This window comes from Alitiscatomonas sp., from assembly GCF_037242085.1.
Classification (GTDB): domain Bacteria; phylum Bacillota; class Clostridia; order Lachnospirales; family Lachnospiraceae; genus Alitiscatomonas; species Alitiscatomonas aceti.
The window spans coordinates 1-23707 of record NZ_JAXXBR010000035.1 but is presented as its reverse complement, the minus strand read 5'-3'; the positions used below and the strand labels follow the sequence as shown (position 1 = coordinate 23707).

Genomic DNA, 23707 nt, shown 5'->3' with positions numbered 1-23707 from the left:
GCGGCTTCTGTCTCTGCCGCTCCCAGGGTATTTTCGGTCACATGGGAACCGGCTCCGGCCCCGGCCGGCTCCGCCTCCTGGGCGTTGGAGCTTCCCGCCACGGTCCTGGGCGGCTCTGTCTCCCCGGCGATCATCCCCTCCGGCTCCTTGATCTCCAGATAGGGACTCTCCTCCATGTTCTGGGCGCCCTTCCGGATCCTCACAGCGCCTGCTGCGGCAACAATAGTCAGCAGGCCCAGCACTAGCATCACAAGAACTAACTTATCCTTGAAAAGCTGGTTTACTCTCTCTTTCACGTTTTATCACCTCGGTACTATTCTTACCAAAGTGACACGTCTTATTCAGATTCCCTCTTTTAAAATTTCCACATTCTGGAAATAATGGTCCAGAAGCGCTTCAAAGCCGAGCCCCTCCTTTTCCAGCGCCGAGGCTCCGGCCTGGGAGAAACCGTACCCATGACCGATCCCTTTGCAGGTGACCCGGATCTTTCCCTGGAGCTCATCGAAATAAAAGCACGGGGAGGACAGGCCCAGGGCGTACTGGACCTCTTCCCCGGAGTAGGTCTTCGGACCGATCTGGATCTGGACCACATATCCGGCCCCATCCCGCTCCGCCACCTGGATCTCCTCCAGGAGCCGGTCTGCATCCGGAGAGACCGCCCCCGGAATGGCGCTCACCCTCCGGGCCAGGTCCTCCGGCGTGAAGACCGCAATGGACAGATATCCGTCGGCCAGAAGATCCCCTGGGCTTTCCGCCTGCCTGAGACATGGATGCTCCTGTCCTCCGGGCCTTGTGGCCCCCGAGGCCGCCCGGCAGAAAAACACCTCCGCCGGTTCTCCCTCATAAGCCAGGTAAAGCCCGCTGGTGGCGGACACCGCCTCCCTGATCCTGCTGTAATCCTCCTGGTAAGTCCCGCCCCACAGCTCCTCCATCTGCGCTCCGCTCAAGGCGTCCATGTCCAGGGCCTCCTCCGGGATCTCTTCCGCCCCGTCCATCTCCCGGTAGATATACGTCCGGGCTATAACTGCCTGGGCCTTCAGAGTCTCCGGCCCGAAATCTGCCGGGATCTGGGCCGCCAGCACATGGACCAGGAAATCCTCCGCCGGGACCCGCGAAACCTTTCCTTCCCGCTCCACAGCCACATACCGCCTTCCGGCCGCTCCGTTCCCATCAGTTCCCAGAGAGCCGCCCTGGCTTCCTTCTCCCCCGGCTCCCGCCAGCTCCTCAAAGCCCGTAAAATCCCCGCCGCCGATCCGGCCTGTCCAGGCCATGGTCGTCACATAGGGGATCATCACCATGATCATCAAAACCGTCAGAAACCGCTTCATAAAAAAGCCCACCTCATATCCTTTTTTGTAAAGTCTATGAGACAGGCTTTCTTTTTAGAACCTGGGGAGCAGCTCCGTCCCCGGACGGGCCGCGTTCCCCTGATTTGTATTACAGTTCTACCTTGATCTTATCCAGATGCCAGATATCCCTTACGTACTCCTCAATGGTACGGTCTGAGGAGAACTTGCCGCTGGAGGCGGTGTTTAAGATGGCCGTCCGGGCCCACCATTTCTCATCCCGGTACGCCTTGTCGATCCGGTCCTCTGCCTCCGCATAGGAACGGAAGTCCTTTAAGATAAAGTACGTATCCGCCCGGTCGCTGGACTGGGTATTTAACAGGGAATTGTAGATATCCCGGAACAGCTCCGGATTCTGCGGGCTGTAACTGCCGTTGATGAGCTGCATCAGCACCCGGCGGATCTCCTGGTCGCTGTTGAAGATCTCCATGGGGTTGTAGCCGCCCTGGTTCTCCCAGTTAATGATCTCGTCGGAAGAAGCGCCGAAGATGAACATGTTCTCAGCTCCCACCTCCTCGGCCATCTCCACATTGGCTCCGTCCATGGTGCCGATGGTAAGGGCTCCGTTTAACATGAACTTCATGTTTCCGGTACCGGAGGCCTCCTTGCTGGCGGTGGAGATCTGCTCGCTGACATCAGCTGCCGCAAAGATCATTTCTGCGTTGGATACACAGTAATCCTCAATGAATACCACCTTGATCTTACCGTTGATGGAACGGTCGTTGTTGATCACATCGGCCACGGCGTTGATCAGCTTGATGGTCAGCTTCGCCCGGGTATAACCGGCCGCAGCCTTTGCTCCAAAAATAAAGGTCCTGGGCACGATATCCATATTTGGATTATCCTTTAACTGGTTATACAGATACATCACATGCAGGATGTTCATCAGCTGTCTCTTATATTCATGGAGACGCTTTACCTGCACATCGAAGATGGACCTGGGATCCACGTCGATGCCGTTGTGCTCCTTGATGTATTTTGCCAGGCGGATCTTGTTCTGATACTTGATGTTCATGAACTCTCTCTGGCACTTCTCATCGTCGGCGTAAATGGCCAGCTTTTTAATATGGGGCAGGTCTGTGATCCACTCGTTTCCGATCTTATCGGTGACCCAGCTGGCTAACAGCGGGTTTCCGTGGAGCAGGAACCGTCTCTGGGTGATGCCGTTGGTCTTATTGTTGAACTTTACGGGCATCATCTGGTAGAAGTCCTTTAATTCCTCGTTCTTTAAGATCTCTGTATGGAGCCTTGCCACGCCGTTGACAGAAAAGCTTCCCACAATGGCAAGATGGGCCATACGCACCTGTCCGTCGTAGATGATCGCCATTTTGCGGATCTTTTCATTGTCGCCCGGGTATGCCTGCTTGATCTGCTCCACAAACCGGCGGTTTATCTCCTCCACGATCTGGTAGATACGCGGAAGCAGGCGGGAGAACAGCTCGATGGGCCATTTTTCCAGGGCCTCGGACATGATGGTATGGTTGGTGTAGGCGCAGGTCTTTGTGGTGATCTCCCAGGCCTCATCCCATTCCAGGTTCTGCTCGTCTAAAAGGATCCTCATGAGCTCTGCCACCGCCACCGTGGGGTGGGTGTCGTTCATCTGGAACACGGCTTTTTCATAAAACTTATGGATGTCGTCGTGGTTCTCCAGATATTTCTTAACGGCTCTCTGGACGCTGGCAGAAATGAAGAAATACTGCTGCCTTAAGCGCAGCTCCTTGCCTGCGTAATGGTTATCGTTGGGATACAGCACCTCCACGATGGTCTTTGCCAGGTTTTCCTGCTCCACTGCCTTCTGGTAATCGCCCTTATCGAATTCCTTCAGATTAAAGGTATTCACTGGCTGGGCGTCCCAGATCCGCAGGGAATTGACCACATTATTGCCGTAGCCCACGATGGGGATGTCGTAGGGGACTGCCAGAACCGACTGGTAGCCCTTCTGGACAAAATGGTTCCTGTAGCCGTCCCACTCGGTATCCACATAGCCGCCGAATTTTACCTCTGTGGCGTATTCGGGGCGGCGGATCTCAAAGGGATAGCCGTCCTTTAACCATTCGTCCGGCACCTCGATCTGGTAGCCGTCCTCGATCTTCTGCTTGAACATACCGTAGCGGTAACGGATCCCGCAGCCATAGGCCGGATAGCCCAGGGTCGCCAGGGAGTCCAGGAAGCAGGCGGCCAGACGTCCCAGACCGCCGTTTCCCAGAGCCGGATCCCGCTCCTGGTTTTCAATGGTATTTAAGTCAAAGCCCATTTCAGCCAGGGCCTCCCGGATCTCCTCCTGCTCGCAGAGGCTGATGATATTGTTGCCCAGGAAGCGCCCGGTCAGGAATTCCATGGACATATAATATACGACCTTGGCGTCCTGCTTCTCATACTCCTTATGGGTCGCGATCCAGCGGTCGATGATCATATCCTTCACCGCCAGAGACACAGCCTGGTACATCTGTGCGGGAGTAGCGTCCTCAATGGTCTTCCGGTATGACATTTTCAGATTGTAAATCACAGCCTTTTTAAATTCAGCCTTATGAATGGTGTGGTCCACGTTCATGTCCTCCTGTTTCTGATTATCTTGTTACCTTTGCAACGCCCAGCATGACAGTCTCTCCGTTGATGTTCCACTCCTTGGCGTGGCCGGCCATCTGTCCCAGGGTGATGCTGTCTGCCAGCACCTCGCTCTTTAACTGGTCTGCATATTTCTTGATGATGCCGGTGATGGTATCGTTGTTGTCTGCGTACACGTAGATATGGTCCATGACCTCGAAGCCGGCTTCTTTTCTCATGGTCTGGATCTTGCTCACCAGCTCCCGGTAGAAGCCTTCCTCCACAAGCTCCGGAGTCAGGTTGGTATCCAGGACCACGGTCACGGTGTTGTCTCCCTCGGATACATAGCCCTCCGTCTGTGCCATATCGATCAGAAGGTCCTCTCTGGTGAGTACCACCTCAGCCCCGTCAAAGTTAAAGGCCAGGGCTCCCTTTTCATTTAAGGTGTCCATGGCGGCGTTGCCGTCCAGCTCCGTTAAGGCCTTTCTGATATTTCCCAGCTGCTTTCCGTATTTGGGTCCAACGGTCTTTAACTGGGGCTTGAAGGTATAGGAGGTAAAGGCACGGACGTCGTCGGTAAATTCCACTGCCTTCACGTTTAATTCGTCCTCGATGATCTCCTGGTAGTATTCCGGAAGAGCCTCTGCCTTCACGAACATCTTTGCGATGGGCTGGCGGTTCTTGATATTGGCCGTATTCCTGGCTGCACGGCCCATAACGACCACCTTTAATACCTCGTCCATTTTGGCCTCCAGCTCCTTATCGATGAAGCCTTCCTCCACCTGCGGGAAATCGCAGAGATGGATGCTCTCGGGAGCCGTTTCGTCGATGGAGCGTACCAGGTTCTGGTAGATCTCCTCGGTCATGAACGGAACCATGGGAGCCGCTGTCTTGGAAATGGTCACCAGCGCGGTGTAAAGGGTCATGTAGGCATTGATCTTATCCTGCTCCATTCCCTTTGCCCAGAAACGCTCACGGCTTCTTCTTACGTACCAGTTACTCATGTCGTCCACGAAATCCTGGAGGGCTCTTGCAGCCTCGGGGATCCGGTAGTTGGCCAGGTCGTCGTCTACCTCCTTCACTGTGGAGTTTAACTTGGACAGGAGCCATTTATCCATCACCGGCAGCTTCTCATAATCCAGAGCATACTTTGTTGCATCAAAATTATCAATATTCGCATAAAGCACGAAAAATGCGTAAGTATTCCACAGGGTTCCCATGAACTTTCTCTGGCCTTCCATTACAGCCTTTCCATGGAACCGGTTGGGCAGCCACGGAGCGCTGTTGATATAGAAGTACCAGCGGATGGCGTCGGCGCCGTATTTTTCCAGGGCGTCGAAGGGATCCACGGCGTTGCCCTTGCTCTTACTCATCTTCTGGCCGTTCTCATCCTGTACATGGCCCAGAACGATCACGTTCTCAAAGCAGGGCTTATTGAACAGCAGGGTAGACTCGGCGTGTAAGGAATAGAACCATCCTCTGGTCTGGTCCACGGCCTCAGAGATGAACTGGGCCGGGAACTGCTCATGGAACAGCTCCTGGTTCTCAAAGGGATAGTGGTGCTGGGCAAAGGGCATGGCTCCGGAGTCGAACCAGCAGTCGATGACCTCCGGCACCCGGTGCATCTCTTTTCCGCACTGGGGGCAGGTGATGACCACGTCGTCGATGAATGGACGGTGGAGCTCCACCTCTCCCTGGTCGCCGTTCATTTCCTTACTGTATTTCTTTACCACATCCATATAGTTGGGGCTCATTTTCTTAAGCTCTTCCCGGCTGCCGATGCAGTGCATATGGCCGCACTCACACTGCCATACGGGAAGCGGAGTTCCCCAGTAACGGTTTCTGGAGATGCCCCAGTCCTGGATATTCTCCAGCCAGTCGCCGAACCGGCCTTTTCCGATGGATTCCGGGATCCAGTGGATCATGTTGTTATTGCGGATCAGATCCTCCTTCACGGCGGTCATCTTGATGAACCAGGATTCACGGGCATAGTAGATCAGCGGAGTATCGCAGCGCCAGCAATGGGGATAGCTGTGCTCAAATACGGGAGCCTCGAATAAAAGATCCCGCTCTCTCAGATCCTTTAATACCTCCGGATCCGCCTTCTTCACAAAAAGACCTGCAAAGGGCGTTTCCTCTGTCATATCTCCCTTTGCATCCACGAACTGCACGAAGGGCAGGTCATATTTTCTTCCCACCTGGGCGTCGTCCTCACCGAAGGCCGGGGCGATGTGTACCACGCCGGTACCGTCGGTCAGTGTAACATAATCTGCACAGGTCACATAATGGCCCTTTTTATGCTGCTTTTCTGCCACATCGGCGGCGCACTGGTATAAGGGTTCGTATTCCTTGCCCTCCAGATCCGTTCCCACATAGGTCTCCAGGATCTCGTAGGCCGGAGTCCCGTTCTCCTTGTCCGCCAGCTTTCCAAGAACCGTGTCCAGCAGAGCCTCTGCCATATAATAGGTAAAGCCGTCGGCAGCCTTGACCTTCACATACGTTTCCTTCGGATTTACACAGAGAGCCACGTTGCTGGGAAGGGTCCAGGGAGTCGTGGTCCATGCCAGGATGTATGCGTCCTCTCCCTTGGCCTTAAACCGAACCACCGCCGAGCGCTCCTTTACGTCCTTATATCCCTGGGCCACCTCATGGCTGGAAAGGGGGGTACCGCAGCGCGGGCAGTAGGGAACGATCTTAAAGCCCTTATAAAGAAGGCCCTTGTTCCAGATCTCCTTTAATGCCCACCACTCGGATTCGATATAATCGTCATGGTACGTTACATAGGGGTTATCCATATCCGCCCAGAAGCCGACGGTGCTGGAGAAATCCTCCCACATGCCCTTATACTTCCAGACACTCTCTTTACAATGCTCAATGAACGGCTCCAGGCCATACTCCTCGATCTGCTCCTTGCCGTCTAAGCCTAACATCTTCTCCACTTCCAGCTCCACCGGAAGTCCGTGGGTATCCCAGCCGGCCTTACGGGGAACCATATATCCCTTCATGGTGCGGTATCTGGGGATCATATCCTTGATCACACGGGTCAGCACATGGCCGATATGGGGCTTTCCGTTGGCTGTCGGCGGTCCGTCATAGAACACGTAGGGCTGTCCCTTACGGCGGCTGTCGATGCTCTTTTCAAAGATCTTCTGGTCCTTCCAGAATTTCTCCACCTGCTTTTCTCTGTCTACAAAGTTCAGATCTGTTGACACCTTCTGGTACATGACACATTTCCTCCAATCTTGTTGTATGCGCAGCTTTCTCTTCCCTGCGCGTTTCGGTTATGCAGTTTGTGTCTGCGGCTCCCGCGCGGGATGTGGTCTGATTGATAAAAAGATCCCGCGGAGCATTTTTATGTCACAGGATATCCGTTCCTATGATATAAAAAATCGTCCTGTTCTTGCGAACAGGACGAAATATACTCGTTGCACCACCTATTACTGCATACTGACATATGAGTTCCCCTTAACGGTGGAAAACCGGGCTGACTTACTGGCCCAAGGACTTCCCGGACGTTCAGACGCCAGCTTGGGAGTGATCTTCCATCTGCATCCGGCACCAGGCTTCCATCATCCCCGGCTCGCTTTGGCCTTCCCGCAGATCTACTGTCTCCGTCATCGCCTTTTCTTATGCGTTACGCCCTTTTATTATACGGATCACGCGAAAAAATGTCAAGACTTCGATAGGCAAATCAATCAGCTTTTTACTGGATCCACGCACCGTCAGCTCCGACCTGGAAGCCATCGGGAGTCACCGCCGACTCCAGCATGGCCCCTGCCGGGCCTCCGTCTGTCCCTGTGCGGAAGTAATACCAGCTGCCGCCGATCTCATGCCATCCCGTATACATGTGGCCCCGGAAACCATCGTAGCCGGTGTGCAGGTAATACCAGCTGTTATTCCAGAACAGCCATCCATCCTCCATCCAGCCGTCCTCGTCAAAGTAATACCAGTCTCCGCGTCCATTGTATGCCAGGTATTCCCACTCTCCATGAGGATACGTGCCATCGTCATAGCAGAACCACCAGCCGTTCAGACGCCAGGTTCCCTCCGCATCCCTGTATCCGCCTCCGGCAGCAATGGCTTCCTCTGTGTAACGCTCTGTATGGTCAAAGCCAATGGCGATCCCATGGGTATAAAAACCGTAAATACTTCCTCCGATCTTCAGATATTCATTGGACGGCAGCCTTCCATTATTTTCTGTAAATTCACGGCCCTCCAGGATCCAGCGTCCCGTCTTTCCGGTATCGCTGACTGCCCTTTGCCGGCTGCGGCCCGTATCCTCCTCATCGTCGTCATCCCCGCTCACAGACTCTGCGTAAAAGGTCAGCACAAAGGTCATGCCTCCCGGCTCCACCGTTCTTCCGATGGGATCTCTGTCCCACCGCCGGCTTCTGTATCCTCTGTCGGCTCTGACTGCGGGTACAGAATCGATGATGCTGCCCACCTCATACGTTTTCAGTATCTCGGTGCCCCCGTTCTCAGTAAACGTGCCATTCACCACACGGAAGACCACCTGGGCAGTTTCCTTTTCCGGATGCTCGGGAGTCTCAGATCCGGAAGGGTCAGTGGGATCGGCAGGATCTGTGGGTTCGGTGGGATCCGTCGGCTCAGCAGGGTCCGAGGGGTCCGCCGGCTCCTGGTCCTTTGTGTAATAAACGCATATGACCAGATCCTCTGTGATCGTTCCCGTCACACTGCCGTCGATCCTGCTCAAGGTATATCCAGAGATCTCCATCCCCGCATCCTGGGTCACATCGTACTCTGTACCAGAAGCAAAGCTTCGTACCGAATCTCCGGCGATCGGTCTTCCAGTGGATTCATCCAGGTACCGGATGGTCACGGTATTCTGCGGAACCCCCCATACTACGGCAAACAATCCAAACTCCGACGCAGGAAACTGGATCCCCTGATCGGTAGTCTCCAGATCCGGGATCGTTTCCATCCCAGTGGTGGCAATGGACATCCTTAGTCCCGGGTGTCCATTCATTCCGTATTCCCGGTTCAGCTCCGGAAACCGGAGCAGAGTAAATTCTGTATTTTTGTCTGTTCCCTCCGGGTATGGCAGATAGACCAGCTTTTTCGTATTGGAGGTCACCCACGCATTGGCGCTGTTCTGATCCACCAGATCCAGATAGCGGAATTCAAAATGATATTCCATTCCTGATACGGTCCCCAGATGCTCTTCGATCCGTTCCTCCAGCTGCTCCTCCCCGTCGGGGGCGCCTGTCACATAGGGGCGGTCCTCAAGAAGCACGATCCCGGACGTATCTGAAAGCTCCCGGTCCTGGTCGCCGTTGAGATAATAGGCCGCATCACGGGTGCCATTCTTCTTCTGCTCCACAGCCACCGCCTGATCCGGCAGCTCCGCCGGTTCTCCGGAAAGGAGCGGACTGGACAGCTCTTCCGCCGGACTGCTGGTATAGCGGATCACAAGAACGCCGTCCTTCAGCTTCACCTCATTTTTATTGATCCGTACCTTTCCATCCAGATCCGGATCCGCATACTGGAACACGGCCCTGTAAGCGCCCGGAGTTTCCGCTCCATCCATCGGGCTCCCATCGGCTTTCACATAATGAACGGTAAACAGAGCCTTTAGATCGCTCCATGCCTTTTCCTTTTCGTTTCCATACGTCTTATAGACGGTTTCTTTTCCATCCACGCTGATGGATGTGATCTTATTCAGTCCTCCGATGGAGAAATCCTCCGGTTCCGGCATGGCGTTTCCAGAATAGATCCCACATTGGTCCGGATACAATGTATACTGGTCATTATTGACAAACATCAACGCATAGGACCGGTTCCCCTCTGCGCCCTCCATGGTGACGTCGAGGGTCTTCTGGTTCTCCACCGGGATCAGCTTCATATCCTCTGCCGTAAGATCTGCAGCGGGAAGCCCGTCGGCGTTCAAGGGAATATAGACTGCATACAGCCCGGAGGTATCTGCATCAGCCTGTCTGGAAATCATGAAATGATAATCCCTGGAGGATGGCCGGATCCACAGAGCATGTTCTCCGATCAGCTTCCAGGAGGGTCTGCTCTCTTTCAAACATTCTTTTATTTTATTGACTGCCTCCGTCTTTGCCTTTCCCAGCCATACCTGATCATACCCCTCATCCAATGTTACGGTCCATAGATTCGTAGGTACAATCCAAGACATGTAGCCAAGACTTATTTCCCGATTCCCCGCCAGTGTTCCTGGTTTAATATGGATGAACTCGTTTTTGTCGTTGGAGCTTCCTCCTGTTACTGAGATCTGCGCTCTGCTCCCATTTCCAAAAACCGTTCCGCCGTTGAGCTCCACAACAGATTCTCCTGCATTGGAATACGAGATCCCATAACTGCCGTTTCCGGAGATCTCTCCGCCGTTCATAATAAAGGTTGCTCCCTTTTTATCGGTTTTTCCTTTCACCTCAACCCCGGTTCCCGTATTGCCCGAGATTTTTCCTCCCTCCATAGTCAGCAGGGCGCCATTGTTCACCTTAATGCCCAGGCCCTTGTTATTGCTGATCTCTGCTCCCTCCAGCATCCGGGCAGATACTCTTCCTCCTCCCTGGTTGGCCAGATAGACGATCCCCTTGAGGGCCGTATTTCCAGTGATCTTTCCTTCAAATACGTATCTGGAACCATTGTGTGTATACAAGAGTCCTCCCTCTCCCGTTGCCGTACAGCCTGTCACCTGGCCGGTGGGGCCCACTGTGATCTCCGCATACCAGCTGCGCATCAGAGAGTCCTTTGTGGTACAATCGGAGATAAGGCCGTTGAGCAGCATTTTATGGACATAATCGTTTCCATAGTCATTGGCGCTGACCGCCATGATATCCCGGCAGCCGGAGATCTCTGATCCCGATACGGCCTCAAAATCTCCGCTGGCTGTATCAATGACCGTATGCTCTGCACTCTCTCCTGCGATCCCCTTAATGCTGCCGCTCTGGGAAAGGACCGCTGTTCCTTCATTCCGTACATGGACAGCCGCGCCTGCTCCTCCCTGCCACATGTCCTTATCTGACCGTATATCAGAGATCGATCCGCCGATCTCCGCGCTGCCGCCGTCCAGGTAAACGGCGCGGCCGCGCATATGGCTGATCTCCGCTCCGGCCTCCATCCGGAAGCTGCCGCCCTGGATCCATACAGCTCCCGCTGCTCCGTAATCCCCCTTCTCCTTCGTCCTGTCAGCAACACCGTCTGTATCATCACAGATCTGGCTCCCATCCTCCATCACCAGGTCACCGCCGGAAAGCCGGACCGCTGACATTCCTCCAAAATTCCGAAGGGTGGCCCCGGAAGCCAGTATGATCTCTGCCGTTCCGTTATAGGTCGCCACAATGGCGTCCTGTACCAGACTTTCATTTCCTCCCTTTCCATCCGTGGAGGCCTGTTTAAAGTTCACACCCTCGGTCTTTCCACCATCGTCCAGAACGATATCCGTCAGTGTCAGGGACGCGGTCTGCGCCTCGCCCGGCCTTGTTCCTCCCACCTCGATCATAGCTGGATGATAACCGCCTCTGGCCAGGTCCTGCGCCTTTTCAAAGCCATCTCCCCGGAAAACCGTATGGCCCTGTCCGTCAATGGTCAGATCCTTATCCCAGAACCTGGCGCTTTTCGTCTCAGTAAGATCTGACATCAGACAGATAGTATCCCCATCCTCTGCCTGGTCCACTGCATAAGCCAGAGAAATATATGGATCCTCCTCAGTCCCTGCTCCCGAATCCCACCGGGCATTGCTGGAGGAAGCGGAAACATAGACCTCTCCGCCGCTGCTCCGTTTTTTCCCCATCGTTTCCGGCCGTCTGGATAAAAGCCCCGGGACTGTTGTTCCAGGAATTTTCTCCGCATCGGAAACGGTGGCTGCTTTCATGCTGTTTTCTGGCTGCTTTGTCTCCGCTGCTGCCCGGATCTGACCGGCCGGGAACACCGTCCCGCCTATGATGGCCAGAGAGAGCAGAAGCGCTCCTGCCTGTTTCATCGTTTGCCTGTTTCTCACACACTCTACCTTCTTTCTGAATAATTTCCAGTTCTCTCCAGAAGCTGGGCTCCCAATGGAAGGAACCTCTGCAAATAAAGCAGTTTATTGGAAGAAAAACACATCCATTCCAGGCAGATTACAGTCAAGAAACAGCAAATCTGCAGTTTCTATCCTTTAAATGGTTGAAAACGTCAGAATTAAATGGTAAAATTAAGCTGAATGGAAAGAATTTTCTGCGTCCTTGCTTCCTATAAACTGCTTTATTGGAAGCAAGGCTTTTGTTATTTTTTTAACAAAAAATTTGCGTTTTCCTTCCTTTATTGCTATAATGTCGGCAACGATATGGGATAGTACACAAGGAGAAGGTATTATGAGTAAACGCAACCTGACGCTGCTGACGGATCTCTATGAGCTGACCATGATGCAGGGTTATTTTTATGCCAAGGACGCCAATGAAACTGTGATCTTTGACGCTTTTTACCGCGACAATCCCGACGGCAACGGCTTTGCCATCGCCGCCGGGCTGGAGCAGGTCATCGAATACATCGAGGATCTCCATTTCGATCCCGAGGACATCGATTATCTGCGCTCCACTGGGATCTTTAAAGAGGATTTCCTGGAATATCTGGCTGATTTTAAATTTACCGGCGATATCTACGCCGTTCCCGAAGGAACCGTGGTCTTCCCCAGGGAGCCTCTGGTAAAGGTCATCGCCCCCATTATGCAGGCCCAGCTGGTGGAAACAGCCCTTTTAAACATCATCAACCACCAGAGCCTCATCGCCACCAAGACCTCCCGCATCGTCCATGCGGCCGGAGGCGACGGAGTCATGGAATTTGGTCTCCGCAGGGCCCAGGGACCGGACGCAGGCATCTACGGAGCCAGGGCGGCCATGATCGCCGGCTGTATCGGCACCTCCAACGTGCTCTGCGGCCAGATGTTCGACGTACCAGTGAAGGGGACCCACGCCCACAGCTGGATCATGAGCTTTCCCGATGAGCTTACTGCTTTCCGTACCTATGCGAAGCTTTATCCGTCAGCCTGTATCCTCTTAGTGGATACGTATGATACCTTAAAATCCGGGATCCCCCATGCCATCCAGGTATTTAAGGAAATGCGGGAAGCCGGGATCCCCCTGACCTTCTACGGGATCCGCATGGACTCCGGCGACCTGGCCTACCTCTCCAAGGAGGCAAAAAAAATGCTGGATGCCGAGGGCTTCACCGATGCGGTGATCTCCGCCTCCAACGACCTGGACGAGGGGCTGATCTCCAGCCTTAAAAACCAGGGAGCTGCCATCAATTCCTGGGGCGTCGGCACCAACCTGATCACCTCCAAGGACTGCCCGTCCTTTGGCGGTGTGTACAAGCTGGCAGCCATCAAGGATAAGGCCACCGGCAAGTTCATCCCCAAGATCAAGCTCTCTGAAAATGAGGAAAAGATCACCAATCCCGGCAATAAGACTATTTACAGGATCTACAGCCGGGACAGCCATAAGATCATCGCCGACCTGATCTGCCTGGTGGGCGAGACCTATGACGAAAATAACTCCCTGCTTCTGTTCGATCCTGTGGCAACCTGGAAAAAGACGCTGCTGGCTCCGGGAACCTACACTATGAAGGAGATCATGGTCCCCATATTCAAGGATGGGGTCTGCGTATACCATTCTCCCAAGGTCATGGAGATCCGGGAATACTGCAAAAAGGAGCTGGATACCCTGTGGGATGAGACAAAGCGTCTGGTAAACCCCCATGAGGTCCATGTGGATCTTTCCAACGAGCTGTGGCATATGAAGACCAGGCTCCTGGATGCCTACCACTTTGAGTAAGAAGATAAACTGAATGAAACCGAGGTGTTTTTATGAGTGCAACTGATATTGCAAAATCTGTGGATGTAGATCTGGATCTGATCCAGGAACAGGCCGCTTCCGTGGCCGAAGAACTGATCGCAGCTGCAAAAATGAAGGAGGGACAGATCCTGGTGGTGGGCTGCTCCTCCAGCGAGATCGCAGCCCATGCCATCGGCTGCTATTCCAGCAAGGAGGTTGGAGAAGCCGTATTCAACGCCCTCTATAAGGCAACGAGAAAGCACGGCCTCTACCTGGCTGCCCAGTGCTGCGAGCACTTGAACCGCGCCATTATCATCGAAGAAGAGGCCGCATTGAAATACGGCCTGGAAATGGTCAATGTAAAGCCCCAGCTGAAGGCCGGCGGCTCCTTCTCCACCGCCGCCTGGAATGGATTTGCCTCCCCCTGCGCCGTGGAGCGGATCCAGGCCCACGCAGGCATTGACATCGGCGACACCCTCATCGGCATGCACCTGCGCCCTGTGGCCGTTCCGGTGCGCACCGAAATAAGCTCCATCGGCTCCGCCCATGTGGTCTGCGCCAGGACACGGCTCAAATACATCGGCGGCGAGCGGGCCGTTTACCAGGCACAGAAATAAAGCCGCCCTACTCCGCTCCAGGGCCCGCCCCTTCTTTATTCATATACCGCCACAGGGTGGTCCGGCTGATTCCCAGCTGCCGGGCCGCCTGGGCCCTGTTTCCCCCGTTGGCGGCCACTGCCTGCTCCACCGCCTCCCGGATGATCTCCTCCAGTGTCATCCCGGCCATTCCGACAGTCCCTGGCCCGGTGCTCCTTCCCTGGGGCAGCCGTTTTCTCCCGGACCGCATCCCGGCCAGAAGTTCTGCCACGGCGCTGCCGCGGATATAGGTGGATTCTGTCATGGTGGCCAGCGTCTGGAGCACATGCTTAAACTGGGTATAATTCCCTGGCCAGTCATACTCTCTCAGCATCTCGATGGCCCTGGGCTCAAAACCGGAGATCTGTTTTCCCAGCTCCAGCTTTAGGCTGCTGAGATACAGGCTCGCCAAAGACGGGATCTCATCCGAGCGGCTCCTTAAGGACGGAAGGTTCAGAAGCAGGCAGCCCAGCCTGGCAGTAAATCTCCGTACCAGTTCCTGCGCCGCTTCCCCGCAGGCCGACGAAAAGATCAGCCGCACCCGCCTGGCCAGACCTGTCTCCTGGATCAGAGCCAGGAGTTCCATTCCCCTCTCTTCTGTCACCGCCTCCAGATTCTGGAAATACACCGTGTTCCCGGCCCCGTTCAGCGGGGAATTGTCGTTATTGAACAGGAAATCCCAGCTTTTTTCATTCATCAGCTCGCAGTTCACCGTCACAAAGGGCTTGTGGGACAGGGGGCTGTTGAGATACAGGAACCGGGCGATCTGCTCCTTTCCAGTCCCCTCCTCCCCGCAGATCATCACCGGCTGGCGCGCCGCAGCCATGGTCCGCACCTTCCGGTCCAGAATACCCATGGCCCCGCTGACACTGTAAAAGCTGGTAGTAAACAGGTACTCACATTCTCCCCGGTTCATGGAGCGCACGCCCTTTCCCCAATTGGAATGCAAAGGGATCCGGGATGGAACGCAGTAGTACAGGACGTACCGTTCCCCGTCCATAAGGAGCGTCTGGCCGGTGATCCGGTAGAGCTGATTCTGCTCTGTGTGGTAGAATTTCAGGGAACCTGCCGGAGGAACCTCCTTAAGCTTCTGCCTCAGGATCCGCGAAAGCTCCTGGGACGGCTCCGCATGGCTGCTGTAAAATACAGAGCCGCCGCCTTCCATGACCACCACCCGGCCGTTTTCATCCTGGGTGATGCTGCGCAAAAACATATTTTCCTGGCGGAGCCGCCCAAACCACAGGCTGATGCTGATGGCCTGGTCGATGGCCGAATGAAGGCTCTCCACGCCGGAGGTAATGAGGAATGCGTCCAGCCCCATCCGCCTGGCCGCCGTGTGGGTCACCATATCGCAGACCACCATCTGGTACCCCTCCTCCTTCAGTCGTCCCAGGACCTCCGGCACCTCCTCGGCGCTGCGCACCGTCAAGATATCCAGCCGGCTGCCCAGCAGGTCGCACAGGGTATGGGCTGTCTCCGTGATGCTGGCAAAGCCCACGATGGCGTACCGTCTGGAATAATTTTCCGCCAGCTTCATGGCGCTTAAAACGTCATAAACCGATAGCTGTATCTCCACCACCGGAAGGTCCGTCACCTGGCGGATCATTTCCGCAGTCCCTCCTCTGGAAATGATACAGTCATAGGAATTGGGGGCCATGGACTCCACAATGGCCACTCCCTCCTCCAGATCTCCCGTGTGGATATCCAGCTGGATCTCCGGGTATGCCTGGGCCGCCCGTTCCATTACGGTACGCATTCCTTCATAGGGGGCGATCCCCAGGATCTTTATCCGTGCATTTACCATATCCTGCCTCCTGATCTGTATTTCTGTTCTATATTGTAACATGTGGACAGCATGTTCGCCAGCCTTTCTGATCATTTCTTTCCTGTCATCCCGGCATTCCCTCCTTATGTTACTAATTGAAACACTATTTTGTTTTTTTCTATTCTTTTTTCTTTTGTGTTTAAAATTGAAACTTTTTTGTTGCTTTTTTTCAATGCAAAGTCGTTTTTAATCCGCCATAATAGCAATATGAACAAAACAGCAGGAAGGAGAAGGGCCATGACCTTTCTTTTGATTATTGCAGATGATTTTACGGGAGCCCTGGACACGGGCGTACAGTTTGCCGCCTGCGGGATCTCCACAAAAGTAGTCGTGGACCCGGAAACAGACCTTTCCGGAGACAGGGCCCAGGTCCTGGTGGTAGATACGGAGACCCGCCATCTTCCGGCCGGAGAAGCCCGCTCAGTCGTTTTGCGGCTGGCCGTGCGGGCCAGAAAAGCCGGGATCCCGTATATCTATAAAAAAACGGATTCAGCGCTCCGGGGCAACATCGGAGCTGAGCTGGCGGCGGTCCTGGAGGCCTCCGGGGAAGAACGGCTCCCGTTTTTTCCCGCCTTTCCCCAGACCGGCCGGATCACCCGCGGCGGCATCCACTACGTGGACGGCATCCCTGTGACCGAAAGCCCCTTTGGAAGGGATCCCTTTGAACCAGTCCAAAGCTCTGTGGTCACGGAGCTGATCGCCGGGCAGACCGGCACTCCGGCCACGAGCCTGCCGGCGGCCTTTGCCGGAAGCATTCCCGGATACACGGATCAGAAGGGGATCCTGGTCTTTGACGCGGAAACGCCGGAGGACCTTATGGAAACGGGAAGGGCTCTGTTCCAGACCGGACCTGTTCCGGTCATGGCCGGCTGCGCCGGCTTCGCCGCCGCACTTCCAAGGCTTCTGGGCCTGGACACAGGAACCCCCTGCCCGCTTCCCCGGCTGGATCCCCGGCTTCTGGTGGTCTGCGGCAGCGTCAATCCCATTACCCTGGCCCAGCTGGATGCGGCTGAGCAGTCCGGCTTTGCCAGGCTGCGGCTGACACCGGAGCAGAAGCTTTCTCCCGGCTACTGGAAAACTGACGCTGGACAGGCATCGCTCCCGGCCATTGAAGCCATGCTGGCGGAGCATCCCCGCTGCATCATCGAAACCAACGATTCTGGAGGAAACGGTCCCACCGCCGCATACGCAAAGGAGCTGGGCCTGAGCCTGGAGGAATTAAGGATCCGTATCGCCGGTGCCCTGGGGGAACTGGTGGGCAGTCTTTTTACCAGCCCTGCCCTGGGTACTCTGCTGCTGACTGGCGGAGATACCCTTTTGCAGTGCATGAACTCCGTGGGCGTCCGGGAACTGGAGCCAGCATGCGAGCTGGAGCGCGGTGTGGTCCTGGCCCGCTTTACCTATAAGGGGTGCACCCGCCATGTGATCACCAAATCCGGCGGTTTCGGAAACAGAGAGCTCCTTTTGGAGCTGGCAGACCGTCTCTGCTGACCCCCGCCGCACTGAAGCCCGGCATCTGCGGCTCACCATAAACCTATACCACCAAAGATCTGGAGGAATGACCATGACTTATCCCAAGCTTCCCGGACTGACCTGGGACGGAACAATCTATGAGAATGAAGAGATGGGCACCCTGGAGGCCCTTCTCCCCACCGGCGGCTACCCAACCGCCCATGCTCCCGCCATGACAGAGCTTCCCGACGGCAGCCTTCTGTGCTGCTGGTTCGCAGGCACCTATGAAGGAAGCGCCGACATCCACATCATCTGCTCCCTTCTTCCTGCTGGCAGTGGAAAATGGCTGCCTCCGGCAGATATCTCCGGGGACCCGGAACGGAGCGAACAGAATCCCTCCCTGTTCAACGGCCCCGACGGAGCGGTCTGGGCCATGTACACCGCCCAGCTGGACCGCCAGGAGGGAAAGGACAACATGCAGTTCACCTCCGTGGTCCGCTGCCAGAAGAGCTTCGATGGAGGAAAGACCTGGGAGCCTTATGAAACCGTATTTCCCCAGGAGGGAACCTTCTGCCGCCAGCCCATCCAGGTATTGTCCAATGGCCGGTGGATCTTTTCCAACTGGCTGTGCACCGACTCTGCCGACGGGCTTTCCGGCGACCCCACCGCCTTCCGGATCTCGGACGATGAAGGAAAGACCTGGCGCATGGTCATGATGCCGGAAAGCCGGGGCCATGTACACGCCAATGTGGTGGAGCTGGAGCCGGGCCATCTGGCCGCATTTATGCGCAACCGGGAAGCATACCGGATCCACCGCAGCGAATCCTTCGACTATGGCGAAACCTGGTCTGCGCCGGAGCCCACTCCCCTTCCCAATAATAACTCCAGCATCAGTGCCATTAAGCTTTCCAGCGGCCGCATCGCCATCGCATACAACCCCACCTGCACGCCGGAGCCCCATCCAGGAAAAGCCGCATGGCCGGGCCTTCGCTGCCCTGTGGCTGTGGCTCTCTCCGAGGACGGAGGAAGGACCTTCCCCATGATCCGTCATATGGAACGGGGCGAAGGCTTCATGGGCGAGGAGAACAGGACCAACAACCGCCAGTATGAATATCCTTTCTTAATGCAAACCAGGGACGGCATGCTCCACCTGGTATACGCCGCCAGGACCCGTCTGGGTGTAAAATACGTCCGCTTCACGGAAAAGGATGTCATGGGTGAAAAAAGAGAACGGGTGGGACTTTATAACCCCACAGCCGCTTTAAAATAAAGGAGATGTTATCATGCTTACCACGTATAATCTGAAAATGCCCCATGCCGTTTACGGCGGGGAAAACGCCATGGACCATATCACGGCCATCATTAAAAGCACCGGCGCAAAGCGCGTCGCCATGTTCACTGACAAGGGCATCGAGGCCGCCGGCCTGTTCTCTCTTCCGGAGGAGGCAGTAAAAGCCGCCGGAGCAGACTATTACGTTTTGGACGATCTTCCGGCAGAGCCCAGCTACATGGCGGTCCAGAAGCTGGTGGATGAATTCAAGGCCAGCGGAGCGGATCTCATTGTAGCCTGCGGCGGCGGCAGCGTCATGGACGCGGCCAAGCTCGCCAGCATCCTGGTCACCGACGAATACGGCGTAAAGGAGCTTCTGGACCAGCCGGGCCGGGCAAAAAAATGTGTCCCCATCATCCTGATCCCCACCACAGCCGGGACCGGAGCCGAGGTAACGCCCAACGCCATCGTAGCTGTGCCGGAAAAGGAGCTGAAGGTGGGCATCGTCAATGAAAACATGATCGCCGACTATGTGATCCTGGACGCCAGGATGATCAAGAACCTGCCGCGTAAGATCGCCGCAGCCACAGGAGTGGACGCCCTGGCCCACTGCATCGAATGCTTTACCAGCAACAAGGCCAACCCCTTCAGCGACCTATATGCCCTGGAGGGCCTGGATCTGATCCTCAACAACATCGAAAAGGCCTGCGACGATCCCGAGGCCATGGAAGAGAAAAACCGGATGCAGATCGCAGCCTACTACGGCGGCCTTGCCATCACAGCCAGCGGCACCACCGCCGTCCATGCCTTAAGCTATCCCCTGGGCGGAAAATACCACATCGCCCACGGCGTATCCAATGCGATCCTTCTGGCTCCGGTGATGCGCTTCAACGAGCCTGCCTGCCGGGAGCGCCTGGCCGCCGCCTATGACCGCTGCTGCCACGACACAGAGAGAACGTGTAAAACCGCAGAGGAAAAATCTGCCTGGATCATCCGCCGTCTGGAGGAGATCGTAAAGCATCTGGACATTCCATCCAGCCTAAAGGAATTCGGCGTTCCAGAGGAAGACCTGGAGGCTCTTGTAAGCTCCGGCATGGAGGTCCAGAGACTGCTGGTAAACAATCCCCGGACCGTGACTCCGGAGGATGCCCGGGCTCTCTATAAGGAAATTCTGTAATGGATATATATTTCAAAAAATTTATATAGGAGGTTTTATCATGAAAGCCATTGAACTGAAAGGCATCATCCCGCCGATCTTAACTCCCATGCATGACGACGAGTCCATCAACGTAGAGGAGCTGCGCCGCCAGGTAGACCGTATGATCGAGGGCGGCGTCCACGCCCTGTTCCCCTTCGGGACCAACGGTGAGGGCTACATTTTAAACGCAAAGGAAAAGCAGCTTGTACTGGAGACTGTCATCGAGCAGTGCAACGGCCGTGTACCGGTTTACGCAGGAACCGGCTGCATCTCCACAAAGGAGACCATCGAGCAGAGCAAAATGGCCCAGGCAGCCGGAGCGGACGTGCTCTCCATCATCACTCCCAGCTTTGCCGCTGCCAGCCAGAACGAGCTTTATGAGCACTACAAGGCCGTTGCCGCCGCTGTGGACATGCCCATTGTGCTTTACAACATCCCGGCCCGTACCGGCAACGCCCTGGCTCCTGCCACTGTTGCCCGCCTGGCGCAGATCGAGAACATCATCGGTGCCAAGGATTCCAGCGGAAACTTCACCAATATCTTAGGCTACATCGATGCCGGGAACCAGAAGCAGAACGGAAAGTTCTATACCCTGTCCGGCAATGACCAGCTGATCATCTGGACCCTTTTAGCAGGCGGCACCGGCGGTATCGCAGGCTGCGCCAACGTATATCCCCACACCATGGCCTCCATCTACAACCTGTTCGCGGAAGGAAAGATCGAGGAAGCCAAAAAGGCCAACGAAAGCATCCAGAGTTTCCGCGCCTGCTTTAAATATGGAAATCCCAATACCATCGTAAAGACAGCCACCCGTCTCCTGGGCTACAACGTAGGCCCCTGCCGTGCTCCCTTTAACCAGGTTCCGGAGGAGGGCATCCAGGCTCTTAAGAAGGTCCTGGCTGAAAACGAAGCAAAGGGAATGCATTAATCAGGAGGTACGGCCATGAACGAAAAGCCGATCGTAGGAATTACCATGGGCGACCCGGCCGGAAACGGACCGGAGATCACCGTCAAGGCCCTGGCCCATGAGGACTTATATGACCGCTGCCGCCCCATCGTTGTGGGCGACGCGAAAATGCTTGAACAGGCGGCCCGGTTCGTGGGCCGTCCCGATATCCGGATCCACCGGTGTGAAGCCGTGTCCGACGCCCTGTTCACACCGGGGACCATCGATGTGCTCCATCTGGAGCTGATCTCCGACGTGAACGCCTTTGAGATAGGAAAGGTCAGCATAGAAGGCGGCAACGCGGCGTTCCAGTGCGTGAGAAAGGTCATTAAGCTGGCCATGGAGGGGCAGGTGGACGCCACCTGTACCAACGCCCTCAATAAGGAGGCCATGAACAAAGCCCTGGAATTTTACCATGGGGAGCGTTCCGACGGCCATACCCATTTCGACGGCCATACGGAGATCTATGCCGCCTATACAGACACGAAAAAATATACCATGATGCTGGCCCATCACGATCTCCGTGTGGTCCATGTTTCCACCCACGTTTCCCTGCGGGAAGCCTGCGAGCGGGTGAAAAAAGCCCGGGTCCTGGAAGTGATCGAGATCGCCCATCAGGCCTGCCGGGATATGGGCATCGGGGATCCGAAGGTGGCAGTGGCCGGCCTGAACCCCCACTGCGGAGAAAACGGCCTTTTCGGCACTGAAGAGATCCAGGAGATCCGTCCTGCTGTGGAGGCGGCCCAGGCCGAAGGCATCCACGCCATCGGCCCCATTCCGCCGGACAGCGTATTCTCTGAGGCTCTGGGAGGCTGGTACGATATCGTAGTATGCATGTACCATGACCAGGGCCATATCCCCTTAAAGACTGTGGGCTTTGTCTATGACCGTGACAAACAGGCCTGGAAGGCCGTGGAAGGAGTCAACGTGACCCTGGGACTTCCGATCATCCGCACCAGCGTGGATCACGGCACCGGCTTCGCCCTGGCCGGAAAGGGCACCAGCAACGAGCTGAGCCTGGTAAACGCCATCGACTATGCCGTCCGCATGGCAAAAGGCCGGTCCGGGAACGCCGGCCGGTAGTCTTCCGTTTCTTTCGCTAAAATCTCCCGGAGCGCAGATCCAAAATACTGTGCTCCGGGAGATTTTTGTACCAATTACGGACACTTCTCCATTGGACATGTGTTCTTATTTGAAACATTTTATACATTTTTCATACTTACGTTTCACTTTTCAACATATTTTTTTCAACATTTTCCATATTTTTTCCAAAACGTTTCTAATTGCAACGTATAAGATACCTTCGCCGATTGTCTCCCTCCCTGTCATATTGTATACTAAAAACAACAAAAGGCCCGATATGGTTGTGCAATATGCATCATCCCATATGAAACACGGCCAGAGGAATTGTAGGAGGGAAAATACTATGACAACCCAAATGATCATCGCGTTAGCGATCACTGCCCTCATGGTCATCCTGATCATGCAGGACAAGCTCCCCTTCGGCGCGCCGCCGCTTCTAGCCTGTCTTCTGCTGGTGGTATTCGGTATCGCCGATATCAAGGCCGCCTTCGCCGGCTTCTCCAACGCCACCATCATCATGCTGGCAGAATTCATGGCCATCATTGCAGCTCTCCAGAAAACCAGCTTCATCGCCAGATTCAAGGAGACCATGTTCAACATGGCCAATAAGGGCGGTATTAAGGCCTATATCATGATGATCCTGGTAGTTATGTTAGGCTGCAGCCTGTTCGGCACCGGCTCCACCGCCTACTATGTAATGGTCATCGGACTCTTATCCACGCTGCCATACAGCAAAAAGCTGCCGCCGTCCAAGATCATCATGACCGCCGGCTTTGCGGCGAACCATCCGCTGATCCCCTTTAACACGGCTTTACAGTACGGCATCGTCCTGGCCGTCTTAGGCAGTGCCGGAGTGGCTGCCGACGTTTCCATAGCAAAATTCGCAGTTGTAAACTTCTTCCTTTCCATGGGATTTTTAGCCAACTGCCTGATCCAGTATAAATTCCTTCCGGATCATCCCATCGCTGCTGCCACTGAGGAAGCCAAAGCCCAGGGAACCTCCGTCAGCACGCTTCCCAAATGGAAGGAACAGGTAACTTACATTGCCTTTGTAGTGGCCGTTGTGGGCATGATCCTCCAGGGAAAGATCGGAGATGCAGGCTACGCCATTGCCGGTCTCTCCGTAGGTGCTATCCTGGTGGCCGGAGTCATGGACTTTAAGGAGATCCGCGATGCCATCAGCGCTCCCATCATCCTCATGTCCGCCGGTGTCATCGGCGTGGCAGATGCCCTGGGAAGCACCGGACTTACTGATCTGGTGGGTTCCACTGTGGCAGGTATGCTGGGCGGAAGCATCAATCCGTTTATCATGATCTTCGTTTTCTGCATCCTGACCAGTGTTCTGGCCACTATGACCGGTTCCACCATCGGTACCGTTTATGTATTCGCTCCTCTGGCCATCGCCACCTGCACAAGCCTTGGCCTGGATCCCACAGCCGCTGCCTGCGCCATTGTCGTATCCGGCTGGTGCGGACACTTCCTTCCCATCGATGGAATGCCTGCTATGGTCATGGGTGTCGGCGACTACAACATCAGGGAATTCTGGAAATTCACGATCCCGCAGTACTTCATCCGTCTGCTGGCACTGACCGCCGGTTCCTTGATCATGTTCCCAAT

General features: G+C 55.3%; 13 protein-coding genes and 1 pseudogene. 8 read left to right on the top strand and 6 right to left on the bottom strand.

Going from position 1 to position 23707, the window contains the following annotated elements:
* The 5 genes and pseudogenes from WIH05_RS01695 to WIH05_RS01675 all read right to left on the bottom strand — a co-directional run.
* Positions 1–296: pseudogene (locus WIH05_RS01695) on the bottom strand (hypothetical protein); the annotation flags it as partial.
* Between the two features lie 45 nt (positions 297–341).
* The gene (locus WIH05_RS01690) at positions 342–1328 is read right to left on the bottom strand and encodes a SpoIID/LytB domain-containing protein (protein ID WP_215653510.1); all 987 of its coding nucleotides are present in this window, start codon (positions 1326–1328) and stop codon (positions 342–344) included.
* A 109-nt stretch (positions 1329–1437) separates the two neighbouring features.
* Positions 1438–3891 carry a glycogen/starch/alpha-glucan phosphorylase gene (locus WIH05_RS01685; RefSeq protein WP_337424890.1) on the bottom strand — a complete coding sequence of 818 codons (2454 nt, stop codon included), beginning with the start codon at positions 3889–3891 and terminating at the stop codon, positions 1438–1440.
* A 22-nt stretch (positions 3892–3913) separates the two neighbouring features.
* A complete protein-coding gene (gene ileS / locus WIH05_RS01680; RefSeq protein ID WP_022272466.1) occupies positions 3914–7114 on the bottom strand; it encodes an isoleucine--tRNA ligase in 3201 nt (1066 codons plus the stop codon).
* 479 nt (positions 7115–7593) lie between these two features.
* Positions 7594–11871, bottom strand: coding sequence for a MucBP domain-containing protein (locus tag WIH05_RS01675; protein WP_337424889.1), 4278 nt, complete (start codon positions 11869–11871; stop codon positions 7594–7596).
* A 352-nt stretch (positions 11872–12223) separates the two neighbouring features.
* Here WIH05_RS01675 and WIH05_RS01670 point away from each other — a divergent pair, with 352 nt between their 5' ends.
* Positions 12224–13681 (top strand): nicotinate phosphoribosyltransferase, encoded by a 1458-nt coding sequence (locus tag WIH05_RS01670; protein WP_022272469.1) that lies wholly within the window; start codon positions 12224–12226, stop codon positions 13679–13681.
* Positions 13682–13713: 32 nt separating this feature from the next.
* Positions 13714–14298 (top strand): TIGR01440 family protein, encoded by a 585-nt coding sequence (locus tag WIH05_RS01665; protein WP_022272470.1) that lies wholly within the window; start codon positions 13714–13716, stop codon positions 14296–14298.
* 7 nt (positions 14299–14305) lie between these two features.
* Here the strand turns inward: WIH05_RS01665 and WIH05_RS01660 are convergent, their stop codons facing one another.
* Positions 14306–16120, bottom strand: coding sequence for a PrpR N-terminal domain-containing protein (locus WIH05_RS01660; RefSeq protein WP_337424888.1), 1815 nt, complete (start codon positions 16118–16120; stop codon positions 14306–14308).
* A gap of 258 nt (positions 16121–16378) precedes the next feature.
* Between WIH05_RS01660 and WIH05_RS01655 the strand changes: the two genes are divergently transcribed.
* The 6 genes from WIH05_RS01655 to WIH05_RS01630 form a co-directional block, all read left to right on the top strand.
* Positions 16379–17632 (top strand): four-carbon acid sugar kinase family protein, encoded by a 1254-nt coding sequence (locus tag WIH05_RS01655; protein WP_337424887.1) that lies wholly within the window; start codon positions 16379–16381, stop codon positions 17630–17632.
* Positions 17633–17705: 73 nt separating this feature from the next.
* On the top strand, positions 17706–18863 hold the full coding sequence (locus tag WIH05_RS01650; RefSeq protein ID WP_337424886.1) for a sialidase family protein: 1158 nt from the start codon (positions 17706–17708) through the stop codon (positions 18861–18863).
* 13 nt (positions 18864–18876) lie between these two features.
* On the top strand, positions 18877–20040 hold the full coding sequence (locus WIH05_RS01645; RefSeq protein WP_022272476.1) for an iron-containing alcohol dehydrogenase: 1164 nt from the start codon (positions 18877–18879) through the stop codon (positions 20038–20040).
* A gap of 40 nt (positions 20041–20080) precedes the next feature.
* Positions 20081–20989, top strand: coding sequence for a 4-hydroxy-tetrahydrodipicolinate synthase (gene dapA / locus WIH05_RS01640; protein WP_022272477.1), 909 nt, complete (start codon positions 20081–20083; stop codon positions 20987–20989).
* Positions 20990–21004: 15 nt separating this feature from the next.
* On the top strand, positions 21005–22090 hold the full coding sequence (gene pdxA, locus WIH05_RS01635) for a 4-hydroxythreonine-4-phosphate dehydrogenase PdxA (protein WP_022272478.1): 1086 nt from the start codon (positions 21005–21007) through the stop codon (positions 22088–22090).
* A gap of 343 nt (positions 22091–22433) precedes the next feature.
* On the top strand, positions 22434–23707 hold a 1274-nt coding region (locus WIH05_RS01630), incomplete at its 3' end, for an SLC13 family permease (protein WP_337424885.1).

What these genes read in the sequence shown, in the direction of transcription:
- WIH05_RS01690 (WP_215653510.1), bottom strand. Translation starts at nt 1,328, where the DNA reads ATGAAGCGGTTTCTGACGGTTTTGATGATCATGGTGATGATCCCCTAT.
- ileS (WP_022272466.1), bottom strand. Translation starts at nt 7,114, where the DNA reads ATGTACCAGAAGGTGTCAACAGATCTGAACTTTGTAGACAGAGAAAAG.
- WIH05_RS01670 (WP_022272469.1), top strand. Translation starts at nt 12,224, where the DNA reads ATGAGTAAACGCAACCTGACGCTGCTGACGGATCTCTATGAGCTGACC.
- WIH05_RS01665 (WP_022272470.1), top strand. Translation starts at nt 13,714, where the DNA reads ATGAGTGCAACTGATATTGCAAAATCTGTGGATGTAGATCTGGATCTG.
- WIH05_RS01660 (WP_337424888.1), bottom strand. Translation starts at nt 16,120, where the DNA reads ATGGTAAATGCACGGATAAAGATCCTGGGGATCGCCCCCTATGAAGGA.
- WIH05_RS01655 (WP_337424887.1), top strand. Translation starts at nt 16,379, where the DNA reads ATGACCTTTCTTTTGATTATTGCAGATGATTTTACGGGAGCCCTGGAC.
- WIH05_RS01650 (WP_337424886.1), top strand. Translation starts at nt 17,706, where the DNA reads ATGACTTATCCCAAGCTTCCCGGACTGACCTGGGACGGAACAATCTAT.
- WIH05_RS01645 (WP_022272476.1), top strand. Translation starts at nt 18,877, where the DNA reads ATGCTTACCACGTATAATCTGAAAATGCCCCATGCCGTTTACGGCGGG.
- dapA (WP_022272477.1), top strand. Translation starts at nt 20,081, where the DNA reads ATGAAAGCCATTGAACTGAAAGGCATCATCCCGCCGATCTTAACTCCC.
- pdxA (WP_022272478.1), top strand. Translation starts at nt 21,005, where the DNA reads ATGAACGAAAAGCCGATCGTAGGAATTACCATGGGCGACCCGGCCGGA.